The 23,495-nt window shown below is 38.4% G+C and carries 17 protein-coding genes; 8 read left to right on the top strand and 9 right to left on the bottom strand.

Annotation, left to right across the window (positions count from 1 at the left end; all coding sequences use genetic code 11):
* Positions 1–78 precede the first annotated feature (78 nt).
* Positions 79–1,770, bottom strand: a complete 1,692-nt coding sequence (gene lysS, locus Q0X77_RS10375; protein WP_297796947.1) for a lysine--tRNA ligase — start codon at positions 1,768–1,770, stop codon at positions 79–81.
* Positions 1,771–2,036: 266 nt separating this feature from the next.
* On the opposite strand from lysS, the gene Q0X77_RS10370 reads away from it, so the two are divergent.
* From Q0X77_RS10370 to lipB, 3 genes are all read left to right on the top strand, one after another.
* The gene (locus Q0X77_RS10370; RefSeq protein ID WP_297796945.1) at positions 2,037–2,951 is read left to right on the top strand and encodes a hypothetical protein; all 915 of its coding nucleotides are present in this window, start codon (positions 2,037–2,039) and stop codon (positions 2,949–2,951) included.
* 176 nt (positions 2,952–3,127) lie between these two features.
* Complete coding sequence (locus tag Q0X77_RS10365; RefSeq protein WP_297796943.1) at positions 3,128–3,283, top strand: YqaE/Pmp3 family membrane protein; 156 nt, start codon at positions 3,128–3,130, stop codon at positions 3,281–3,283.
* Between the two features lie 20 nt (positions 3,284–3,303).
* Positions 3,304–4,020, top strand: coding sequence for a lipoyl(octanoyl) transferase LipB (gene lipB / locus Q0X77_RS10360; protein ID WP_297796941.1), 717 nt, complete (start codon positions 3,304–3,306; stop codon positions 4,018–4,020).
* A gap of 21 nt (positions 4,021–4,041) precedes the next feature.
* Here the strand turns inward: lipB and Q0X77_RS10355 are convergent, their stop codons facing one another.
* The 4 genes from Q0X77_RS10355 to Q0X77_RS10340 form a co-directional block, all read right to left on the bottom strand.
* A complete protein-coding gene (locus tag Q0X77_RS10355) occupies positions 4,042–4,731 on the bottom strand; it encodes a hypothetical protein (protein ID WP_297796939.1) in 690 nt (229 codons plus the stop codon).
* Positions 4,732–4,734: 3 nt separating this feature from the next.
* Entirely contained in the window at positions 4,735–6,075 is a 1,341-nt protein-coding gene (locus Q0X77_RS10350; RefSeq protein WP_297796937.1) for an OmpA family protein, read from the bottom strand.
* 201 nt (positions 6,076–6,276) lie between these two features.
* Positions 6,277–8,739: a ribonuclease HII gene (locus tag Q0X77_RS10345; RefSeq protein ID WP_297796935.1), complete on the bottom strand. Its 2,463-nt coding sequence runs from the start codon at positions 8,737–8,739 to the stop codon at positions 6,277–6,279.
* 117 nt (positions 8,740–8,856) lie between these two features.
* Entirely contained in the window at positions 8,857–9,453 is a 597-nt protein-coding gene (locus Q0X77_RS10340; protein ID WP_297796934.1) for a ribonuclease HII, read from the bottom strand.
* Positions 9,454–9,673: 220 nt separating this feature from the next.
* Between Q0X77_RS10340 and Q0X77_RS10335 the strand changes: the two genes are divergently transcribed.
* From Q0X77_RS10335 to Q0X77_RS10320, 4 genes are all read left to right on the top strand, one after another.
* Positions 9,674–12,709 (top strand): TonB-dependent receptor, encoded by a 3,036-nt coding sequence (locus Q0X77_RS10335; RefSeq protein ID WP_297796932.1) that lies wholly within the window; start codon positions 9,674–9,676, stop codon positions 12,707–12,709.
* A gap of 20 nt (positions 12,710–12,729) precedes the next feature.
* Positions 12,730–14,178, top strand: coding sequence for a RagB/SusD family nutrient uptake outer membrane protein (locus Q0X77_RS10330; RefSeq protein WP_297796930.1), 1,449 nt, complete (start codon positions 12,730–12,732; stop codon positions 14,176–14,178).
* Positions 14,179–14,195: 17 nt separating this feature from the next.
* A complete protein-coding gene (locus Q0X77_RS10325; RefSeq protein ID WP_297796928.1) occupies positions 14,196–15,032 on the top strand; it encodes a hypothetical protein in 837 nt (278 codons plus the stop codon).
* A gap of 98 nt (positions 15,033–15,130) precedes the next feature.
* Positions 15,131–15,811, top strand: a complete 681-nt coding sequence (locus Q0X77_RS10320; protein WP_297796926.1) for a hypothetical protein — start codon at positions 15,131–15,133, stop codon at positions 15,809–15,811.
* A 26-nt stretch (positions 15,812–15,837) separates the two neighbouring features.
* Here Q0X77_RS10320 and Q0X77_RS10315 read toward each other — a convergent pair whose 3' ends face one another.
* The 3 genes from Q0X77_RS10315 to Q0X77_RS10305 are packed head-to-tail and all read right to left on the bottom strand — an operon-like array spanning position 15,838 to position 20,776.
* The gene (locus Q0X77_RS10315) at positions 15,838–16,548 is read right to left on the bottom strand and encodes a hypothetical protein (protein ID WP_297796924.1); all 711 of its coding nucleotides are present in this window, start codon (positions 16,546–16,548) and stop codon (positions 15,838–15,840) included.
* The gene (locus tag Q0X77_RS10310) at positions 16,545–16,799 is read right to left on the bottom strand and encodes a T9SS type A sorting domain-containing protein (RefSeq protein ID WP_297797014.1); all 255 of its coding nucleotides are present in this window, start codon (positions 16,797–16,799) and stop codon (positions 16,545–16,547) included. Before Q0X77_RS10310 ends, Q0X77_RS10315 begins: the two co-directional genes overlap by 4 nt.
* A gap of 14 nt (positions 16,800–16,813) precedes the next feature.
* Positions 16,814–20,776, bottom strand: a complete 3,963-nt coding sequence (locus tag Q0X77_RS10305) for a thrombospondin type 3 repeat-containing protein (protein WP_297796922.1) — start codon at positions 20,774–20,776, stop codon at positions 16,814–16,816.
* Positions 20,777–21,069: 293 nt separating this feature from the next.
* Here Q0X77_RS10305 and Q0X77_RS10300 point away from each other — a divergent pair, with 293 nt between their 5' ends.
* A complete protein-coding gene (locus tag Q0X77_RS10300; RefSeq protein WP_297796921.1) occupies positions 21,070–23,049 on the top strand; it encodes a putative porin in 1,980 nt (659 codons plus the stop codon).
* 252 nt (positions 23,050–23,301) lie between these two features.
* Here the strand turns inward: Q0X77_RS10300 and Q0X77_RS10295 are convergent.
* Positions 23,302–23,495: hypothetical protein (locus Q0X77_RS10295; protein ID WP_297796919.1), on the bottom strand; the 194-nt coding region annotated here is incomplete at its 5' end.

Raw genomic sequence — 23,495 nt, 5'->3', positions numbered from 1 at the left:
TTTTAACACTCATTCGATGAAATGCATAAGGCGTAATATATTGATAATGAATTATATAAGCAAAGGAAGATGATGCCATCACTCAATTAAACTGCAAAAAAGGGTGTCTCCTTCTTTAACTACTTTAGTCACCCCTAATTTGTTCAAACCTTTAAGACCTTTATCCCACGCTTTATTACTCAATCCGGCAGCTTCTTTTAAATCAGCCAAAACCATGGATTTATTGGTTTTTAAGATGTTAAAAATCGTTTTTTCATTTTCATTTAGCTCCAGGGGCTTTTTTTCGGGTCGCATTTGAGGAAAAAACAAAACTTCCTGGATAGAGGCATTGTTTGTTAACAGCATTACAAGACGGTCTATACCAATGCCAATCCCTGATGTGGGGGGCATTCCGTATTCCAGGGCCCTCACAAAATCCTGATCGATAAACATGGCTTCATCATCTCCTTTTTCCGACAGTTTTAACTGTTCTTCAAAGCGTTCACGTTGATCTATTGGATCGTTTAGTTCTGAGTAGGCATTGGCAATTTCTTTGCCGTTAATCATGAGTTCAAACCGTTCGGTTAAGTCAGGATTGGACCTATGCTCTTTTGTAAGCGGACTCATTTCCTTTGGGTAGTCTATTATGAAGGTAGGTTGAATATAGTGGTGTTCGCATTTTTCACCAAAAATCTCATCAATGAGTTTGCCAATTCCCATACTTTCATCCACTTCGATGTCAAGTTTTACAGCCACTTCGCGAAGTGACTTTTCATCCATCCCGGACACTTCATAACCAGTATGTTCTTTAATGGCATCAAGGATTGGAATACGCGGATAGGGGGCTTTAAAATCGATTTCTTTATCACCCATTCTAGTCTTTGTCGAACCATTGGCATCTATGGCTACTTTCTCCAGCAACTTTTCCGTTAGGTCCATCATCCAATTGTAGTCCTTGTAGGCCACATAGAGCTCCATGATGGTAAATTCCGGATTATGGGTCCTATCCATTCCTTCATTTCTAAAATCCTTGGAAAACTCATATACCCCATCGAATCCCCCTACAATTAATCGCTTGAGATAAAGTTCATTGGCAATTCTTAAGTATAAAGGGATGTCTAAAGCATTGTGATGTGTGATAAACGGCCTTGCGGCCGCTCCGCCCGGGATAGGCTGTAAAATAGGAGTTTCAACTTCCAAATACCCTTTGTCATTTAAAAATTCGCGTATGCTATTGGTTATTTTAGTTCGCTTTATAAACGTATCCTTAACGGAAGGATTGACGGCAAGGTCCACATAGCGTTGACGATAGCGCTGTTCAGGATCATTAAACTCATCATAAACATTGCCTTCAGCATCTTTTTTAGGCAGAGGTAAAGGTCTTAGAGCTTTGCTCAGGATGGTAAAATCTTTGACCATGACCGTTTTTTCTCCAACCTGTGTGGTAAAGAGTTCGCCTTTTATTCCAATGATATCACCAATATCAAGGAGTTTTTTATAAACCTCATTGTATTTTACCTTATCCTCACCAGGACAAATTTCATCCCGGTTAAAATAAACCTGAATACGGCCTTCACTATCCTGCAATTCTGCAAAGGAGGCTTTCCCCTGGATTCTTCGAGACATTAACCTTCCGGCAATGATCACCTTTTTTCCCTCTGCGTAGTTGTTGGAAATGCTCATAGAAGTAGCATTTACAGGATAAAGCGCTGCCGGATATGGGTTAATCCCCATTTCCCGAAGCTTATTCAGTTTTTCTCTTCGTACGATTTCTTGCTCAGAAAGTTGCATAAGCTGGTTGTTAAAGCTGCAAATATAGGTACAATGCACTAATCTATCAATCCCATGTTTTCATACTATTATGAAATAGGTTTCTCATATTAAACTAATATGAAATCATGATAAATATCATAGAATTACGTCTGATTCAGCCTTTATTTTGATCGGTTATTTTGGTCATGGCAAGGATGCTAATATTTTATAATTTCTATTACATCGTAACCATCTAAAATTAGTTGATTCAAAATGTTTAATATAATATTAAATCCATCTACAAAATGAAAAGTTTTATTATAAGTGTTATTGCTGTTTTAGGTTTTAGTTTTAGCTCTTCTGGCCAGGATTTGGCCCCGTATATCAAAATTGTTGAGACAGACGAATCTATTGAACAATCTTCTGAAAAAATTATCAGCGTTCTAAAAGAAAATTCATTTCAGGTATTGGGAAGTTACCATCCTGCGAATCGGAGTTCTTTAAAAGTGATTGTTTTTACCCGTAGTGATTTAAAAAATACGGTTATCAAAGTTGCTGATAGAGGTGCTCTTGCAGCGGCATTTAAGGTAGGTTTAGTACAGAAAAATGGTAAGGTTACTATTTCCTATACCAATCCTGATTATATCTTAAGAGCTTATCTAAGAGGAGATTATAGCACGCACCAAACTGCTTTTGATAAATTCAGCAGCGATTTAAAAACAACATTTTCCGCTATTGGTACTGATTTTGTTCCTTTTGGAGGAACTGTAGAGGCTGATAAACTAAAAAAATATCATTATAAAATAATGATGCCCTATTTCACCGATCCTGTTGAACTAAATGAATATGCTTCATTTGAAGAAGGTCTCAGGGTAATTGAATCCAATCTAAAAGCCAATAAAGGAGAAACAGTGCAAGTCTATAAGATTATTTATAGTGATGAAAAAGTTGCCGTATTTGGTGTCGGTTTAAAGAGTAAAGAAGATGGCGAATCCCATTTTTTACCTAAAATAGGAATGGATCATGCAGCAGCTATGCCCTATGAAATTATTCTGCAGGGTAAAGAGGCAACAATGTTGCATGGAAAATATAGAATTGCATTACATTGGCCAGATTTGACCATGGGTACATTTATGAAAATCATGAGTACTCCTGGCGACATTGAGGACACCCTGAAGGGAATCTGTGAAATGCCTGTATCCGATAAAAATTCAAAATAATTTAATAGTAGCAGTATTAAAAGTTGTTTAGTTTTTTTCATAGGCCCTGCGATTGCAGGGCCTATTTTATACAATAATTATTTAACGCCCTATGCTGTAACAAAGCAGCTAAATTTGCGACATATAAGTACAGTTGTCCTTTACCAGGACAAATCATCAATCAAATTCCAAATCATATGAGTTTAATACGCGTCTTATTGGCCATATTGTTCCCACCCCTTGCCGTCATTGGGAAAGGTTGCGGTTCTTTTTTAATTGTATTGCTACTAACCTTTTGCGGATGGGTTCCCGGAGTAATAGCAGCCCTTGTGATCCTCAATAATCCGAGCTGAAGGTTGTATCTTTGCATTTGATGAATAAGAAAGTCGCTATTCAGGATTTAGGCTTAAAGGATTACAAAGAAACCTGGGACTACCAGGAACTCTTGTTTCAGCAAACGGTGGATCTTAAAATAAAGAACCGAAGGGAAAATACCCAATTAGCAACCCCCAATTTTTTATTATTTGTTGAGCATCCTCACGTTTTTACATTAGGTAAAAGTGGTGATATTCAGAATCTATTGGTCAACGAAGAAACCTTAGCCGAAAAGGATGCAAAATTCTACAAGATCAACCGCGGAGGTGATATTACCTACCATGGCCCAGGCCAGATAGTAGGTTATCCTATCCTGGATCTGGATAATTTCTTTACCGACATTCATAAATACTTGCGTTTCCTTGAGGAAATGGTCATCTTAACTCTGGCGGAATACGGATTAAAAGGGGAGCGTTCCGATGGGGAAACCGGGGTATGGCTTGATGCAGGTACACCTTTTGCACGGAAAGTATGCGCTATGGGGGTCAGAGCCAGCCGATGGGTGACCATGCATGGTTTTGCCCTGAATGTGAATGCAGATTTGGGCTATTTTGATCTGATGATTCCTTGTGGGATCAAAGGAAAGGCCGTGACTTCACTGAATGTAGAACTTGGTCAAAAAGAAGTTCCAATGGGTGAGGTTAAGCAAAAACTTTTAAAACATTTCGCAGAATTATTCCATGCCCAAATTATCAAAGATAGAACTGAGGTATAAAAACTAAAGATTCATACTGTTTTAATTACTTCGGGCAGTGAGTACTGTACTGGACATGAGTTTCCCACTTTTATTAAAACTATCCTGTTTTACCATACCAACACCTTCGGCCAGCCATAGACGATTGGGAAAGTTTTGACTAGCCATCATCATTTTAGACTGATTCTCGCTATAAATCACAAAGCAATCAAAAGTGCCTGCAGGTGTGGTAATGGTTTCTTGTTTTTCCACTTTTCTGTTGGTCATATTCATTGTTGAAGTCATATTCATACCGCTCATGCTCATTTTCATGGACATATTGGCATCCGGTAATTCCTGTCCGACTGCAAGATCATTCGGCAACTCGATATCCGTTCCGGATAGTTCCATTTCCATATCTCCAAATTGCTGAAGCATTTGATTGGACATTAGGGATTGATAGTCAATCGTTACAGTATTCCCGGTACAGGAATAAGTGAATTCCGAACTAAAAGCTTCTTTGCCTTTAGCATCTTTATAATTCATAGCCATAGTGGCTGAAGTAGTACCACCCGTATCCACAACATTGGTAACTGTGTAACTAATTGTTCCCTGGATTTTGCCTTTACCATTATAAGAGGTGTATTCCATACTGGTACCCTCTTCCATCGGGTAATATTTGCTGCAATTTTGGCCGGCTGCCGAAAATGCATACAAGAGGACCATTCCGATAAATAAAAGTTTCAATTTCATTATTTAGATTTTTATAAATTCAACTCTTCTGTTTTGTGCTTTTCCATCAAGCGTGCCGTTATCACCAACCGGTTCAGATTCTCCTTTTCCGGCTGTTGTTAGTCTCCCCGAATCAATATTGTATACATTGACCAATGCGCTTTTTACCGCCTCGGACCTGGCTTCAGATAATTTCATGTTGGCAGTGTCGTCCCCATCAGAATCCGTATGGCCAATAATATTTAAATTCATATCTTTTTCCTGCAGCAATACCTGAGAGATCTGGCGGATAATCCCCATAGATTGAGGTTGTATATTCGCTGAGCCAGAATCGAATAAGATACCATTTGTAGATACTTTTCCCTCAGAAATTAATGTTCTCCTTAAATCCAGGCCTCCTTCAGCCACTTTTAGATTTGTGATGAACAACCGTTCTTTACCATCTTTAAAATTGTTCAAATGAAATTTCAGTGTATTCGAGACCCCGCCCTGCGGCACAATCCTTGGAATGTCAATATGTTTTTCTTCGTTCACCCATAGTCTAAATCGTTGCTTGTTAACGGCAATAGAAATATGTGGTTTGTTCAATACCTCTTCCCTTAGGTCGGCATTTACCGTACTATAGATTTCCCTTTTACCATTAATGCGACTTTCCATCGTTATTCCAATGGCGGAATATTGGCAAAATGGAAGAAGTGCCTGCACAAAATTGTTGCCTTCCTTGAATTTATCATCATCGCTTAAGTCTATTCTTAACTTGGCGGTTGAAGAAGTCTTTCTATCTAAACCAATGGCCATCACATCAAATTCTATGGTGTATTCTTCAGGTAATTTTGGCACATCGGGAATAAAATATACACCATATCCTGATATCAGTTCTATCCATTTTTCAGGTGAATCATCAAAAGTTACTAACTCACCACCTCCATTGGTATTCCATTTGGAAGGGAAATCACCTATAAAGTCATTTGAAAAATCGTCGAAGAACAATAATTTGTCTCCGGGGACATAATCGAACTTGCTATAGACCTGTATGGTTTTAGGTCCACTTGCTCCTGTGGCAGATGGATTATTTTCTCCACCCCCGCCATCATTGGGAGTTTGTCCTTGTGGAATTGGCATACCGTCCTGATTGGTCGGAGCTTTACCTTGTTTCCCTTTAGATCCGGGTTCTAAGATGCTATCTAATACAGCGTCTGTTTTTTCCGCGGTTTCATTTTCCACCCTTCTTTCAATTGTGCGTTCCGCAGCTCGTTCAGCTGCCTTTCCTAATTTTTTTAATAACTGCGCACTCGTATCGGGCGGTATACACAGGAATACTATCAATGGAAGGATAAGACGGAAAAGCCGGGTGAGTGTTTTCATGATCATTGTGGTGTTAAGTGCCTTTTAAAGTACAAAATAATAAGCAATAAGTATAGCATTATTCAAGGCTTTTTTATATCAAAAAAACCTTACAAATACCTAATTGTTAGCGCTTTGGTAAAAATAACTAAAAAGGAATATCCTCTAATTATTTATGTATGGATGGGTAGCTTTAATGTGCAGATGGTCATTCAAATAGACCTAGTTAATTTTATACAGGACAAGTACATTTTCCTGGTCCTTACAAACAAATTCTATTTTCCGATCATTATCAATATCATCAAGGTCAATCATTGAATAACCATATATTGGGAAATTTTTAAAGGGTATGGCGTTACTGTCAAACAAATACACCTTTTGACTTTGGATGTCGGTTACACTGACATAAATTTTATCATGGACATAAAATATGGCGGGATGTGTGTACACACCCAGATCCAGCGATACATCTTTCCCTTTAATACTCAGTATATTTTCATTGTTCGTAACCAATGTTTTACTTGTGGCATCCAGCCCGTGATCTTCAGAATAATTGAATTTTGTCTTTGTAATTTTTCCTTTCGTATCAATAGAAAAGAGGGTTCCTTTTTTATCGGTGACAATAAAATTATTCTTATACAGATAGGTTTGATTGCTCGAAAAATCTATTTTCTCTGCTACCCTAACCCTTGTATTGCCTACCCGATTTAAGATTTTAAGATCTCCATTTTCCAGCATAAAAATTAGGTAGTCCTTATTCCCGATTCGTATGTGCTTGGGAGCTGATAATACGGCACTGCCCGTATCTGTATATTTAAATCCCCTGACGATTTTACCTTTTGAATTATACATATAGACTTTTGATCCCTGGGTGACTACAAAGCGGTAATTTCTTTTGTTCTCATAGTCAAATACTGCCAGTTCGTTTAAATTGCCACCTGGAAAATCCATTGTAAAGGGTTTGACTTCTTTACCATTTCTATCTAAAATCAGGAATTCATTTCCTGTGGTGAAGGCCAGTTGTAATCGACCATTTTTATAGAGGTCTACCTGACTTATCTTACCCTGTACTCGTCCTTTCAATTGCTTTTTCCACAATATTTTACCCTTGGTAGAGATGAGATACAGATTGTTCTCCTGATCCTGTACCACAATTTCTTTTTTGTTGGTCCTGTGATTTTTGACGAATTGAGGGTTCGTGGCTAAATCGTTGTCCAATTCAACACGGAATAAGGGAGAAATGGTATTCCGTTCTTTTTCTTTATGCTTTTTTTGAATAATCAGGTTAGAATGAAAAAATTTTGCATCGGCAACAATTTGTCCGGCAAAAATATAATCGGAAGCTGGTGTTTTCTTAAAATCGGTTAGGAGTTCCTTGGTGCAATTCACTTTCAGGATATCTTCCATTCCCTTGGAATTAGCAATGAAAATAATACTCGATTCATCTGCCAGAACTTTTTGAGCAGTTTCATTTAGCATACTTTTATCAAAAGTAGAACCACTATTGTTATCCCCAATTATTCCTCTGAGGACTTCAAGATCTTCTGTAAAAACAAAGGTGTTTTCAAGAATGGTGTAATATTTGGCTTTAAACTCCTCTATTAATGGTTTAAAGTAATCGAGAAGAAATTGGTCGTTTAGAAGTTCAATGGTTTCATGACCCTGATAAACAGCACGAGTACTGCTTTTCGTTTCTAAGAATTGCGTGATATTTTCTGCACCATATGTGCTTAACATAACTATTTTCTTGTCTTCAACAAAAACAAGTCCAATTTCTTCAACGGTATTAAATACACTATCTCTCTTAAATGTTGATTCTAAATAGTGCTGCTGATTCTCAGCAAAGACTTCCTCATTGTCAAAAGCAAAGGAAAGAAAGGCATCGGCTTTCGCAGGTATTTTCTTGCTTAAGGCGCTAACAAGGGGTTTTGTGTTCCTGAATAGGTTAAGGAATTTTTTAGTTGAATCATTTGCAACAGTTATACCATTCAACTGCAGGTGGTCTTGAGCTGGTTCTATATCGAAAGTTACCCAATCGGCAAAGGATGAAAATCGGGCTTCAGATTCCGTGTTTAGCACATAATCGTCCAACCATTTACTTTGATCCAATTTAATATATATAGAAGCAGATTTCTCGCTGTTCGAAGTTTCAAGCAATGCTTTAAGTGTAGGATCAACTTCAACATTTCCGGACTTTCTTATGATTTCATCCATTGAGTTAAGTGACGATCCCAGGATGATTTGATGGTCGAGTTCAATACTAAAGAAAGTACTTTGATTTATTTCGTATCTGTTATAGGTTCTTCCTTCAAAAGTGACAGGTTCTATAGTGGGACTGGTGTCCTTTTCAGGATTTACAAAAGTCATGGGTTTATCTGAAACATAAAAAAATTCTGATTTCAGAGAATCAATTTCCATAAAGGCAAGGATACCTGTGGTGTCGCTTTGAACATATTCAAGGGCATTAATCCTACCAAGGACGTGGTCATAATTAGTGACATCCGACAAGGGTTTTATAAACTCATTGTTTTTAAGTTCACTTTTTAGATTAGTTAAATTATTGATTTTCAGTATTACCGAGGCATTTTCAGGTAAATAGTTTAGAAGTGGCGTCGTGTGGTCTTTTTGTTTTTGGCAGGAAATGATGCAAAAAACTGTGAGGATAATAACTAATTTAAATCTCATCTATGATGCTTTGCCGCAAATTTAGAACATTATCTAATTTTTATTGACTGTGTACAAGGAAGTTTTTCAAATTGGAAAAAGGGAATGTATTCAGTGGATTGATCCGGTAGCAGGTGACTAAAAGTTGAGACTTAGTTGCTCAGGCAAAAGCTTAAAACTACTACGGTGATATTTTGTGATACCGTACTTTTTAATTGCCTGCCTGTGTTCTCTGGTAGGATACCCTTTGTTCTGCTTCCAGTTATACATGGGAAACTCTTCGTGAATTTTTTCCATAAAAGCGTCTCTGTGGGTTTTAGCTAAAACTGATGCTGCAGCAATACTTTCAAATTTACTGTCTCCTTTAATGATGCATTTATAAGGAATTTCATTAATAGGCTTGAACCTATTGCCGTCTACTATTATGAAGTTCGGTGTCACAGTCAGTTTCCTAATAGCCTGATGCATTGCAAAAATAGAAGCATTAAGAATATTGATTTTGTCGATAACCTCATTAGGGATATGCGCTACACCATAGCTTAACGCATTATTTTCTATTAGCGGGCGTAATTTATTTCTTATGGGTTCGGATAGTTTTTTGGAATCATTGAGTGACGCCTCTTTAAATTCTTCGGGTAATATTACCGCAGCAGCTGTAACTGGCCCGGCCAGACATCCCCTTCCTGCTTCATCCGTTCCGGCTTCATGGTCAAGATCCCTATAATATTTTAACATTTTAAGAGCATATTATAAACCCGTTTCTAATCAATGCTTAGAAATACTCATTAAGTAGCACAATAAAATAAACATATTCTAAAAAACATAGTTAAATATTATCAAATTCGTAATTATCAACAATATTTTAACATAATTCGTTAACGATACGATTTATCTCTTGCATAGTTAACTATTAATTAAGACTTTTGACGCGACTAATTCAAAAAATTCTATTTAAATGAGATCAAAGTTAACTTGGATGTTAACACCTTTATTGGTGTTGGCAATGTCTTTTGGTTATGGACAACAGAAGACAATTTCCGGTAATGTGACAGATCAGAATGATCTGCCTTTACCAGGAGTGTCCATTGTGGTTGTTGGAACCACCAATGGAGCACAAACAGATTTTGACGGTAACTATACAATAACTGCCGGTGTCGGCGAGGTATTGCAATTTAGTTATTTAGGTCAAAAAACGGTGGAAAGGACTATAGGTGCTTCTACTACAATTAATATAAAAATGGAGGAAGATGCAGAAACCCTCCAGGAAGTTGTAGTAGTAGGTTATGGTTCTAAAAGAAGCGAATTGAATACTTCTGCTGTCTCAACAGTAAGTACCGAGACAATCGAAGCGTTTGTACCTTCTACGAGTATTGATAATATTCTACAGGGACAGGCTGCTGGTGTTCAGGTTACTGCTGCAAACGGTAGACCCGGTCAGACAGCATTTGTGCAGATCAGGGGTGTTGGTTCAATTAACGCAAGTACTACTCCTTTATATGTTATTGATGGAATCCCCGTTGGAGCGGATTTTATTAATAACCTAAATCCAAATGATATTGAGACATTCTCTATCCTTAAAGATGCGGCTACGATTTCCAAATATGGATCCAGGGGTGCAAATGGAGTTGTTCTGATTACAACCAAGACCGGTAAAACAGGTGATGCACAGGTTTTACTGAGGTCTTCTTATGGTTTCACTCAGCGAATTAAGGATCCCTTCGATATAATGAATGCAGCACAAAAATTGGAACTCGAACGTCAATTCGCGAACCTGGGCGTTAACGCTGCTCAAAGTCTTCCGGGAGCTTCTGCTTCCCCGGAGGAATTGCAAAACTTTTTGGCAAATGATACCAATTGGGAGGAAGAACTTCTTCGTAAAGGAGTAGTTCAATCTATCAATTTGTCTGTTTCAGGGGGAGAGGAAAGACTTACGTATTTCCTTGGTCTTGGTTACGACAAAAACTCAGGTATTATTGACAGGATTAAAGGATTTGAAAGATATTCCGCCCGTTTAAATACAACCTATCAGGCTAAAGAATGGTTGAATATCGGCACTAATCTTTCCTTCGCAAGGAGCTCTACGGATTTACCAAGAGATAGGAACAATGTACAGAACCCGTTTAGGGCTATGTATGATTACAATCCATGGGATCCACTTTTTTTGAGGGATGCTAATAATGATATTGTATTGGATGAACAGGGAGATCCTGTCTACAATCCAACAACTACTGGTTTTCCTATAGCCCTGGCATTGCAAACAGAACCTGAGAGTGAACGAAACTTCCTTATCATAGGTAGTTTATTTGCGGACATTAAGTTTTCTGATAAATTCTCAAACCGTTTTTCCATTGGTGCTACGAATAACAGGTTCAACAGAACCAGCCGTTCTCTTGCCGGAGGTGTATTACAGGGATTTGTTGGGGATGCTAACTTCCCCGGAACACAGACAGATAATTTCGATAATACTTTGGAATACAACGTAAATAATTTATTAACGTATAGTGATACTTACGGTGGATTCCATAATTTGACGGTAAGTGGTTTATTTGAATTTAACGAACGCATCTTTACCGACTTATTTGCTACGAGTAGAGGTTTTCCATCTCCGGATTTTCCATACCAGGATGTAGCAGCCGAACCAACTAGTGCAGGTTCAACAGAAGCAAGGAGAAGATTATTTTCCTTAGGTCTTTTTGCTGACTATGATTATGACGGTAAATATGTTGTTTCAGCTTCCATCAGAAGGGACGGTTCTTCAAGGTTTGGACCTGATAATAAGTATGGTACATTCTACAGTGGTAGTGCCGCATGGAATATTGCCCGTGAAAGCTGGATGGAAGGCTCTGTTTTTAACAATTTAAAACTTAGGGCTTCTTACGGAACGTCAGGTAACCAAAATATTGGGGACTTTGAATACTTAAATTTATTGGGCTTTAGCACCTATAACGGCTTTACTGCCGCGGTACCTCTTGGAGTTGGGAATCCTAATATTCAATGGGAATCACAGGCCATCCTGGATATTGGTTTAGAATTTGGATTGCTAAACAACCGTATTAGCGGTGTATTTGATTACTTCAAGAAGAATTCTAAAGACCTTTTATTAAACAGGCCCATTACACAAACAATAGGGGACGAGGATAATTCAATTTTGGCCAATATTGGTGAGATTGAGAACAGCGGTTTTGAAATTTCTTTAAATGCTGATGTTATCAGGAGTCAAAACTTTACCTGGACCTTAGGTGGAAACATTACTTTCCTGGATAATAAGGTAGTATCCCTGGTTAATGGAGAGGATATAATTAATGGGAATACCATCCTTAGGGAAGGCGAAGAAATTAATTCTTTTTATCTGGAACGTTACGCCGGTGTGAATCCTGCTAATGGAGAACCTTTATATCTGGACACAGAAGGGACAGTTACCAATGAATACAGTCCTGGATTCCAGGTACTGCTTCCGGGAAAATCCCCTCAGGCAGATTTGGAAGGTGGCTTTTTTACAAATTTTAGATTCAAAGGGATTGGCTTAAGAGCAGATTTTGTCTACAAAAAAGGAAATTATATTCTTAACTTCCAAAGACAGCAAGGTGTGGCTATTGGTAATATAAACAGGAATCAGAGGGTTGAATCCTTTAACTACTGGAAGCAACCAGGAGACCAGGATGTATTGCCAAGTCCATTGTTTCAAAATACGGCGGATCAGGGAACTGATAGATTCCTCGAAAGAGGTGACTATGTAAGGTTAAGAACCCTTACATTGGATTATCGATTACCCGGTAAAATGCTTGACAACACAGGATTAAGTTCTTTCCGTGTATTTATTACGGGCCAGAATTTATTGACATTTACAAAATACAATGGTGATCCTGAAATAGGTTTAGGTTCCGCAGAAACAGCTGAACCTGGTGATGCTGGATTTGTACCAGGGGAATTCTCATTATTCAGTTATCCTCAAACACAGTCTTATACCTTTGGGGTAGAAATTGGATTTTAATAAAAAATACAGATAAAGAAATGAAAAATAATATTATAAAATTATCGCTTTTGTTTTTGTCATTCGGGTTTTTTGCCTGCGATGATGAAATCAATGAACTACAGCCTTTTACTGAAGGTAACCCGGAGACATTTTTTAATTCTGTGGCTACTTTTCAGAATGGTGTGGACGGAATATACCGACAATTTTTTCTATGCTATGCCAATTCTGGATCAGGATTACAGGGAATACCTGATATCCTTTCAGATAATGTGATTTTAGTACAGACCGGACGGACGTCAAACGAAGATTATTACGATTACCGCTATGTGCCGAATACCGGAGGTGCAATTCCACTTTACTGGAGTGAGCTCTATGAAGCAGTTAATGCGGCTAATCTGGTAATTGGACAAATTGATAACCTTGCTGATGGCCCTGAAAAAGACAATATCTTAGGACAAGCTCTTGCTGCAAGGGGATTGGCGCATTTTGACCTGGCACGTATTTTCGCAAAAATACCTACCCAGAGTGGTGATGCCAATAGTTCACCCGGAATCGTTTACGTTAAGGTTGAAGATGGTGATACCGGAGATCCTTCTTTTGAACCTGCAAGAGAACCAGTTGCAAGTAATTATTCAGAAATGATTGATGACCTGGAGCGTGCAAGTACTTTGATTGGTACTGATAATGGTCAGGGTAGATTAGACAGGAATAGTGTTTTTGGAATTTTGTCCAGACTATACCTTTATAATGGAGAATATGCCAAAGCAGTTACTGCAGCAAATCAGGTTACTACGCCATTGGCTACAGCGACAGAATTGGAAGAAGTTTATACGGATGCAAGTGAAGCGGGTATTGTTGTGAAATGGGCGGTAAACACCACTTCTGAAAGTAATTTCCCTAATGTAGGGGTACTTTACAGTCAGTCCAATTCTGATGCGACAATTTCAGAATACGCTATAGACCTTGAGTTTTTCTCGAGCGTTGATCCTAATGACCTTAGAAGGAATGTTATGCAATTTGTAGGGACAAACCAGGGGAATGATTACAATGCTGTCAAAAAATTCTTAGGTGAGACCGGCCAGGTAAATGGCCGTGTGGATATCAAAGTGATGCGTGCAGCAGAAGTTCTTTTGAACAAAGCAGAAGCCCAGTTTGAACTTGGACAGGAAACAGCGGCATTAGCTACATTAGATGAATTGAGAGATCTTAGATTTACATCGTATACCGGCGGTGAAACCGGACAGGCATTGGAAGATGCCATTCAATTTAACAGAAGGGTTGAGCTATCATTTGAGGGACATCGTTTCTTTGATATTAAACGTAGAGGTGAGGCAGTTAACAGGTCAGCTTTCGGGGATATAATTGATGGTTCAGGAACTCCAGCGGAGGTGCAAACGCTAGCTGCCGGAGATTTTAGATTTCAATTGCCTATTCCGATTGACGAGATTAATGCCAATGCTAATATGGAACAGAACGAAGGCTATTAAAAAATAAAAAGTAAATCATGAAAAATATAATTAATAAATTTTCGGTACTTTTCATCGCAGTGCTAGTTCTTTTCTCTTGTACTGAAACGGAAAGGCCTATATTCGATACAATAAACGGTCCTTCGATTGCCGGTTTTAACGGGGGTACTAGTAGTACCAGAATCACATTTAACCCGGCGGAAGATACCCAAAGTGTTATTACAGTTGGTGTTTCTACGCTTTCAGAAAGCGGAAGGAACGTTCAGGTTGTTGTTGATACAACTAACTCAACTTTAGATCCTTCTTTTTATAGCATTGATAATTTAAGTCCGGTCATTGAACCGGGTAATTTTACTGCTGATATAACTATAACCACTTTGGCAGGGACTGCTTTGCCTGGAGCTTCAGACGCTCTGGTTCTTCAATTGGTCTCCGTAGAAGGAGCAGAGTTTGGAACCGAGAGTATTAGTGAATTGTCTATAGGACTTGATGTTCAATGTCCGTCAGTAGATATTTCGGCTCTTGTTGGTAGTTATGATGTTGTTGAATCTACTTTTGCAGGTTTCTTTGGTGAAACAGACTTCACAAGAGAAGTTGTAGCAGGACCAGGAGCAAACCAGGTAACAATTGTTGATGGTACTTATATCGTTGAAGGAGCAGAAGACCTGATCCTTACTATAGATCCGGATACAGGAAGTATTATAGCTGTAGATGAAACCAAAATTAACTCTACAGTGAGTTTTGGTCCTAATTTCTATGTACTACAACCCGCAAGTAGGGTATTAACTTGTGTTGGAATAATTGAAGTTAACCTGGATTTTAGTGCAAACATTGCTGGAAATCCTCATGTGTTTAACTTGGTTAAACAACCATAGATTTTAGTAAATAATTATAAAGACCTCTGTTTAAGCAGAGGTCTTTTCATATATATTTGGATAGCTGCGATATTTTTAATGTTTAGAAATACATTTTAATGAGAACCTGGAAGATCATTGTTTTTAGTTTATTACCCGCACTTAGTTTGGCGCAATCCGGTCCCATCAGCCAGGTAAACCCCGAAGGTGCTCCGGTTTCATTTATAACACGGAATATAGATTATGCGGATATAAAAGCCAATGGGTCACAGTACTTCGATGAGGAATTTGCGTATGGTGAAGTATTCTCAAAGGATAGTGTTGTTTTAAGGGCTGAAATGCGCTTTAATGCCTTTAGGAACGAAATACAGGTTCTGCAACAAGGGGATGAATCATATCCGCTGCTTAAAAGGTCCTATATAATGGCTAAAATAGGCGCTAAAAGATTCAACATATATATTTATGAAGATGCCAGGGGTAATAACAGATCCAGTTATTTTAATCCTTTAAATGAAGGAAATGCAGTCTTGTTATACAAGCCGGAAATAAAATTAAAACAAGGAAGGATACCTGCCACTTCTTATGACAGAACTGTGCCTCCTACTTATATTGATATAAGCGCCTATTATATTAGAAAAGGAGATGGTATCGCAAAAAGGATCAGACTCAAGAAAATTGATATCCTTGAAGTATTAGAGGATAAAAAAAGTGAAATCCAGGCGTATATAAAAGGCGATAATCTAAGCGTGAGAAAAGAAGCCGATCTTATCAAAATAATGGATTACTACAATTCCCTTTAGGAATATACCATTAAAATACACTCTTTTTATTGCAGCACACTGAATTCAAATATTTCAGATTCAGAACTATTCCCCTGGCTGTCCTTACTAATCACACGCCAGTAGTAAACTCCGGTTGCAATAGTGGCATCAATAAAGGAATCTGAAGTAGTACCTAAGAGGTTGGCAGGATCAGTTTCCGTACCAAAAAATACATCATATTCCGCAATATCATTATCCACATCACTCCCCGACCATTCTAATTGTACCGTAGCTGAATTAGCTATTGCCTCACCTCTTCCCGGATAAATAGCCTCAGCAGGGAATGGGGCATAGTTTTCGACCCCAGGGCCCTGATTATAAAATTTCCAGGTGCTGCTTGTAGCAGTTGCGTTGGTTCCATTGGCTTTAGAGACCACAAACCACTCATAGGGTACACCGCGTTCAAGTGTAATACCAGCAGAATTGCTATTGGAATTAGTTGTTGAATTTGCATTGGAGTTCAGGTTTCTCAGCTTTACCTCATAGCTATCGGTGTTTTGAGATGCATTCCATTCAAAAGTAACAGTGCTTTGAGTATCGTTGATGACTACGCCTTCATTGCACTCCTCATTATTATCCGGAAATATTAGTGTCGCGGCTGAAGGTGCTGCTACCGGATCCGGATCCGGATCTGGATTAGTATTGTTATCATCCCCACCTCCGCATGCGGCAATTAATAAAACGGCAAATACGAAAATTCCATATTTTAATTTCATCTTCTGATTATTTTATAATTCAACAGGGATTTGTTTGTTTTAATATTTAACATGTAAATCCCCTTTGAAAGTCCATCTACATTAAATTTTACTTCATTATTCGAAACTCTATATGTTTTTGTGAAAACTTTGGCACCATTAATTGAAAACAGAGATAATTCCACATCATCTAAAAAACTATTCCCCAAATAGACACTGAGTTCACCATTCTCTGCTTCCGATAGAGAATCCGACGTAGGGCAATCGAACATCCAACAGCAAACACTCAACATCCAACGTCCAAGTATGCTGTGCCATTAGAGTTGGAAGTTCGGTATTCCTTGTTATTTAAGTTAATGATATAATTTTTTCCACCTGCTAAACCAAGAGTAACCTTATTGGTCGCCGAACTTATCTTGGAAGTTACCGAAAGAGCTTCCGGTTCGGTGATAATGATATCATAACATAACTCGTAACCGCTTTCACCTTCCACAGTTATACAAATAGTATAATCACCGGCCGTAAGGTCTGAGAAGGACACCGTGTCTGTAAAATTTAATTCCTGGTTGGTCCCATTCCCACTGAGCGTAGCTGTATAATTTAAATTAGCCTGAGCTGTAATAGTAACGCTTCCATCATTACTGACACTGCAGGATTCGCCGGTGGTTTGTAATTGAAAATTAGTTGCCGCTAATGAAAAAACCGTACAACCAGTAATATCAACAACATCATCTTGAGGTGTATTTGGACAAACATCTGTTCCGTTGGGTACGCCATCATTATCTGCATCATCGTCACAGACATCACCTATAGAGTCATTATCGGAATCCGCCTGGTCTGCATTCGCTACAAGGGGGCAGTTATCTTCAGTATCCAGAACCCCGTCGTTATCATCATCAAGGTCGCAGGCGTCACCTTCACCATCACCATCACTATCCAATTGATCTGCATTCCCAATAAGGGGACAATTGTCATTCACATCCAATATTCCATCATTGTCGTCGTCGTCGTCGTCCTGAAAGCCTGTGACCACTAAATCATCAATTACAACCCCTTCCTGGTTAACTGCCGGATCTGAGACAAAAGCTATCCGGAATACTACGTTTTGTTCATTGGTCAAATCTGTTTCCCCTCTGGCCGCATTCAAAGTAAAATCATACGCGTATTCGGTCATCGTGGCATTGGTTTCCGTCCATTGAGCTCCCGGGCAATTCTGGCAATCATCGTCATCCCCGGAGGAAGCGTTGGTTCTGTCGCTGGTATACCAATTGGGTTCACTGTCTACTGTACCAAGTACAGTCCAGGAAGCACCGTCGTCAAGGGAGTATTCTACATAAACTATGTCAAAATTCGTTTCTAAATCATACGCCATATTAAACTTGAGTACCGGAGCTATAATAGAGGATAGTTCGTAACAGTTACTTACAAGGTATGATGCAGTTTCGTCCGGATGATTGCCATCTAAATTAGTGGCATAGACCTGTACTCCAGATGCTGCCTCATTTAATAAAGTCCCTGTGGGTTCTCCTTTTTCCCAAACACTGGTACCTCCTGTTTGGTTATAAGTGACCAGGGTTTCCTCTGGTGTTTCAAAAGTGTTTACAAAATCACCTATACCAAAATCGTTCACATAAAAAAGACTGGAGCTACTGTTATTGTCATCATAAGTGTCGTTGATAATGCTGATAGTTACCTCCAGTAATGCTTCGCCAATGTTATTAATATTTTGGGAAGGCAGGGGAATAGTTACAATTTCCTCGCTGGCAATAGTACTGCTATTCCAGGCAATATCTTGCGGGGGTCCCCCATCGATGGAATAGGTAATATCAATTTCTGAAATAGGATTGAGACCTTTATTTTGAACCGTAATTTCCGGGAAAATCTCGCCACATAGCACAGCGCCCGGTTTGGGAGTCAAAGAAACTAATTTCACGTCGTTATCGGGAAGAACAACATCTATCGGCGATTGCCATACACCTCTGCCATAAGTACTTGCTACAATTACTTCATCATCAATACTGATTTCCAAATCACTTACACCGGTGTTGGGTAGGTTGGTAAAATAATCTTCCCATTCAGTAAGCGTATCATCCAGCCGATAAACCCCTGTACTCGTGCCAACAAATATTGGATTTAGGGCGTCCCGATCCTGATGGACAATAGAGAAAAATGCCTGGTCCGTTGGGAGATTATAAGTAATGTTTTCTTCAGTTGCGGTACTTCCATCAATAGTAACTTTATAAATGCCTCTTTCACCAGGTTGATCTTCTTGTGCTATACCTACCCTTATGGAAGTCGTCACATAAACAATATTACTGTCATTTCCATTGATGGCAATATCCGAAATATCTGCCGGAAAACCTTTTAAAAGAATAAAAGTGGCTCCCCCATTTTGACTTCGATAAAGATTATTCCCTTCTGCCAAATAAATATTCTGTGAATTGTTAGGATCTATTTCCAAATCATCAATTGCATCCGAACTAATATTGGAAGACACTTTTTCCCAGGTGTTTCCTGCCAATTTGTAAACAGCATCGAATCCGGCATATACCTCTCCTTCACTATTTATGGCCAATGGGGTGATCCATTCTCCGGAAATACTATTGCCATTGCCGTCCAGGGGTGCACCAATTGCACCGATATTTTGACCGGAATTATTGGTAATAAAAAGGATGCTGCCAAACTGACTAAAACCATAAATAACATCGCTATTGGCGGGATCAATTTCGTAATCCATCCCATCGGCAAGCGTATAAATATTCCAATTTTGGTTATTGAAAACAAAACCGGAATTATCCTGGGTACCTCCGGCTATCTTGTTGGCGTTATTTTTGCCTATAGAAATTCTATAGAATTGAGATACTGCCAGACCGGAATTATAATCGGTGAAGCTTAACCCTTCATCTTCGCTGACATAAAAACCGCCATCTGTTCCTGCAAATAATCGGTTATTAAAGAACTTCAGCGTATGTGTATCTACATGTGTATACGCAGGTGTAACTTCGGTATCGTTATTGTTTAATCGAATAAAAGAATCTCCACCATTTGTGCTTTTCCAAATATTAATGGCTCCGGTATACAATAGATCCTCATCCGTTGGAGAAACTGCTATTGCCATATTGTACCATGCCTGGTTCCGCTCCATTAAGTCTGCAGTATTCGCCGTTTTCACGAAAGTGGAACCTCCGTCGGTAGATTTATATAACCCCTGAAAAACATAGTCATTAGCCCGTGTTGCCGCACTAAGAACGTAAACAACGTCTTCATTGGCTGGAGTTACTCCAATGACGAGCCTTCCGGAAGCATCGGGTAAAGGTTCTCTGATTCTTTCGAAAGTAACTCCTCCATCCGTAGATCTGTGAAAGGTATTTGGAGTTACCAAATATACAGTATTGGGAGTTCCGGGTTTTAGCTTAAAATCTTTTACTTCGCTATCAAAAGTCCTATCCCAACTGGCACCCGCATCTGTAGATTTGTAGAGGCCTTTATTGGTTCCAACCCAAATTACCTGAGAATTGGTGGGGTCTATCGTTATTTCATTCATGGACCAACTAAAATCAGAAATACTGGCATTCAGTCCGGTTTCATTCCAGGTAGCTCCGCCATCCAGGGACTTAAATACACCAACGCTATAAGAATCACCCGCATCATCATCTCCAGTTGCGATATACACAATATTGGAATCATTTTTATCTATAGCAATTCCTGAGACCCCAATCTGAGCAAAATTGTCAAAAAGATTGGTCCATGTACTACCTGCATCAATACTCTTCCACAAGCCTCCTGAAGGGGCTCCTGTATACCATATGCTTTCGTTATTCGGATCAACAGCTATCGCATTTATTCTACCTGTTCCTGGCTGCCCAATAGCTAATGTGCCGGATGTAAAAGGACCAATTGCTGTCCAGTCGCTGGTTGGGTTTACTGCCTTGTTGGTTTGTTTATTTTTCCAACTATTATGAAGTTGTTTAGATGTGGGGAGATATCCGTCGCTATTAACGAAATGCTTCCAATAATTTTCCCATCGTTTAAAAGGCTTGTATCCTATTCCTTTTTTAGTAATATCCTTTCCCTTCCAATACGCATCAAAAGCATTGGTTATTTCGTTAAAAGTAAAATCTTGTTGACCGGATTTCGCAGTTACTGACTTCTTGCTTTTTAAGTCTTGCATCCAGGGAGCACTACTATTAAACTGAGCATACGAAAAGGAACCCACCAGTAAGAGGAGAACTGTGAATCTTCTTATCATGTAATTTTTTTTGCTAATATCACTAAAAAACTAGGAATATTCAATTTTTTCTGTCGAACGGCACCAATTATAGTCATGGTATTTTTGGAATTTATGCATGTTTGATAATTTACCACTTTTAATCTACTTAAACTTTCACATTTAGTTAGGAACAAAAAAATTAACTTTGCGAACAAGATCGAACAATTTTTATTTGCCTTTAGGAGAATAATGCTGTGACAAATTGTTTCGTTAATATTATGAACATTTGGATATGAATCTGGCATTTTAAAAACTGTAACCTAAGTCTTTCAATGAGATATCTCCTTTTGTTAATTCTAATTTTGTTGAGCCACGCTCTTAGTGCGCAAAAAGATCCGGTTACTCCCGAAGGAGCTAAAGATACTTCATTGTTGAGAAAGAAGAAATCAAAAAGGGCTATAAAGAAGGATAGCCTGGGAATTACAATTAAGGATTATAAAATTGTTTCTTACGCCAGGGACACCACCTATTTAGATACGACCTTAAGCATACAAAAAGAATACAAGTATAATTTTTTACGAAAGGATGATTTTGAATTAATGCCCTTTTCCAATGTAGGCCAGCCTTACAATCATCTCGGCCTCAATTTTGAGCGCAATACCCTATACCCCTCTTTAGGTGCAAATGCCAGGCATTTTAATTATATGGAGGTACAGGATATATCCTATTATAATGTAGCAACACCCATGACAGATCTGTTCTTTAAAACGACCTTTGAACAGGGTCAGCTTCTGGATGCTATGCTTACGTTTAACACCTCCAGGCGATTTAACTTTTCTGTTGCCTATAAAGGAGGCAGATCTTTAGGTAAGTACCAGTGGAGTCAATCCAAATGGGGTAATTTCAGATCCACAGCCAATTACGTTACCAAGGATGGTCGCTATAGATTAAGAGCACACTGGACCTCCCAGGAATTGGAAGGTGAAGAAAACGGCGGTATTTCCAATAAAGAATTACAGTTTGAGTCGAAAGACCCGGATTTTAAGGATAGGTCCAGGATAGATGTTTTTTTTACCGATGCAGAGAATATCCTAATTGGGAAAAGATATTTTCTAGATCATCAATATCGATTTTTGAAAAGTGAGACGGATTCTGTTCGATCGAAATCTAATTACTTAGGGATTGGCCATATCTTTACTTACGAAACAAAGAATTACCAGTTTTCACAGGATAGTGAAAATGAGTTTTTTGGTGATGCATTGGTAAGTCCAATAAGTGATCGGGCTAACTTAAAGACCATGTACAATGAAATTAACACTGAATTTTCGAATAGAACCCTGGGGGTATTAAAGGCATCGATTAGCTTATATAATTATAATTACTTTTTTAATAGCACGGTCACTACCGATGAAGGCTTTATACCCAATCGATTAACAGGAGAAGAGATTGCATTGGGGGCAAAATATAATAAACAGATTGGGGGTTTTAAGATAGCAGCTGATGTTGCGTTCAACCTCGTGGGTGATTTAACTGGAAATATTATTAATGCCTCTGCCAGTTATCAGATAAATGAGAAGAATAAGATAAGTGCAAGTTTACATTCTTCTTCCCGATTACCCGACTTCAATTTTTTGTTGTACCAATCTGACTATGAGAATTACAATTGGTACAATGAACCGGGTTTTGATAAAGAACAAATAAGTAGTCTGCAGTTTAATTTAGAGTCACAGGTATGGGGGGATCTAAGTGCAAAATATACCACGACGGACAATTATACCTATTTCAGGTCCTTGGCAAATGATGAACAAGCGGATACTAATTTAGAAAATGCGTTTATAAAGCCTTTTCAGGAAGAGCAGAGTGTGAATTACCTTAAAGTTCAATACTTCAAAGAATTCAAATTTGGAGACTTTGCTTTGAGCAATACTTTGATGTATCAGAATGTCTCACAGAATAATGAGGTATTAAATCTACCAACCTTTCTTACCAGAAATACATTTTATTATTCCAAGCATGTTTTTAAAAAGGCAATGTTTTTACAAACCGGGATTACCTTCAAGTATTTTAGTTCGTACAATATGGATGCCTATAATCCCTTACTTGCGGAATTCTACACGCAGAATCGGGAGAAACTGGGGGGATTTCCATTATTAGACTTTTTTGTGAACGCCAAAGTCAGAACTGCGAGGATCTATCTCAAAGCAGAACATTTTAATTCTTCATTCACCGGAAATAATTTTTACGCTGCCCCGGATTATCCTTACAGGGATTTTGTGATTCGTTTTGGGTTGGTATGGAATTTCTTCTCTTAGTTATAATTTGCCTCAAAATGGAACATAAAAACCGGTTCAGATTGAAGAGCTGACTTTTCCATGCGGTATTATTATAGATTTGTTTAGTGAGCATGTGGATTATTAGCTATAAAATTTAAATATTTTTTGTATGAATATGAATAATAAACACTTTATTTTCAGGGGTTTATAATTTAAATATTTTTAGAAGGTAATTTTTTTTGATTTAGTGTTGTGCAAGCAGAAAAAGTGCTTTATATTTGCACCCGCTTATCAGGAGAGGCAGATGATAGATTTGGTGAAGAAGGATTTAGGATAAGCGATTAGAAGTTCATTGACATATTGACGAACAGCGTTTTTTTGTTTGGGGCCAGTGATGGTTTTGGGCAAAGAAATTTGAATTATTTTGAGATTAAGAGGATAAAAACGAGGGTTGGGATTAGGATTTTCGTAGTTATATAGGCGTA

The organism is uncultured Eudoraea sp. (assembly GCF_947258925.1).
Taxonomy (GTDB): domain Bacteria; phylum Bacteroidota; class Bacteroidia; order Flavobacteriales; family Flavobacteriaceae; genus Eudoraea.
Note: the sequence above shows the minus strand (reverse complement) of the source record. Positions and strands in the feature narration are given on the sequence as shown.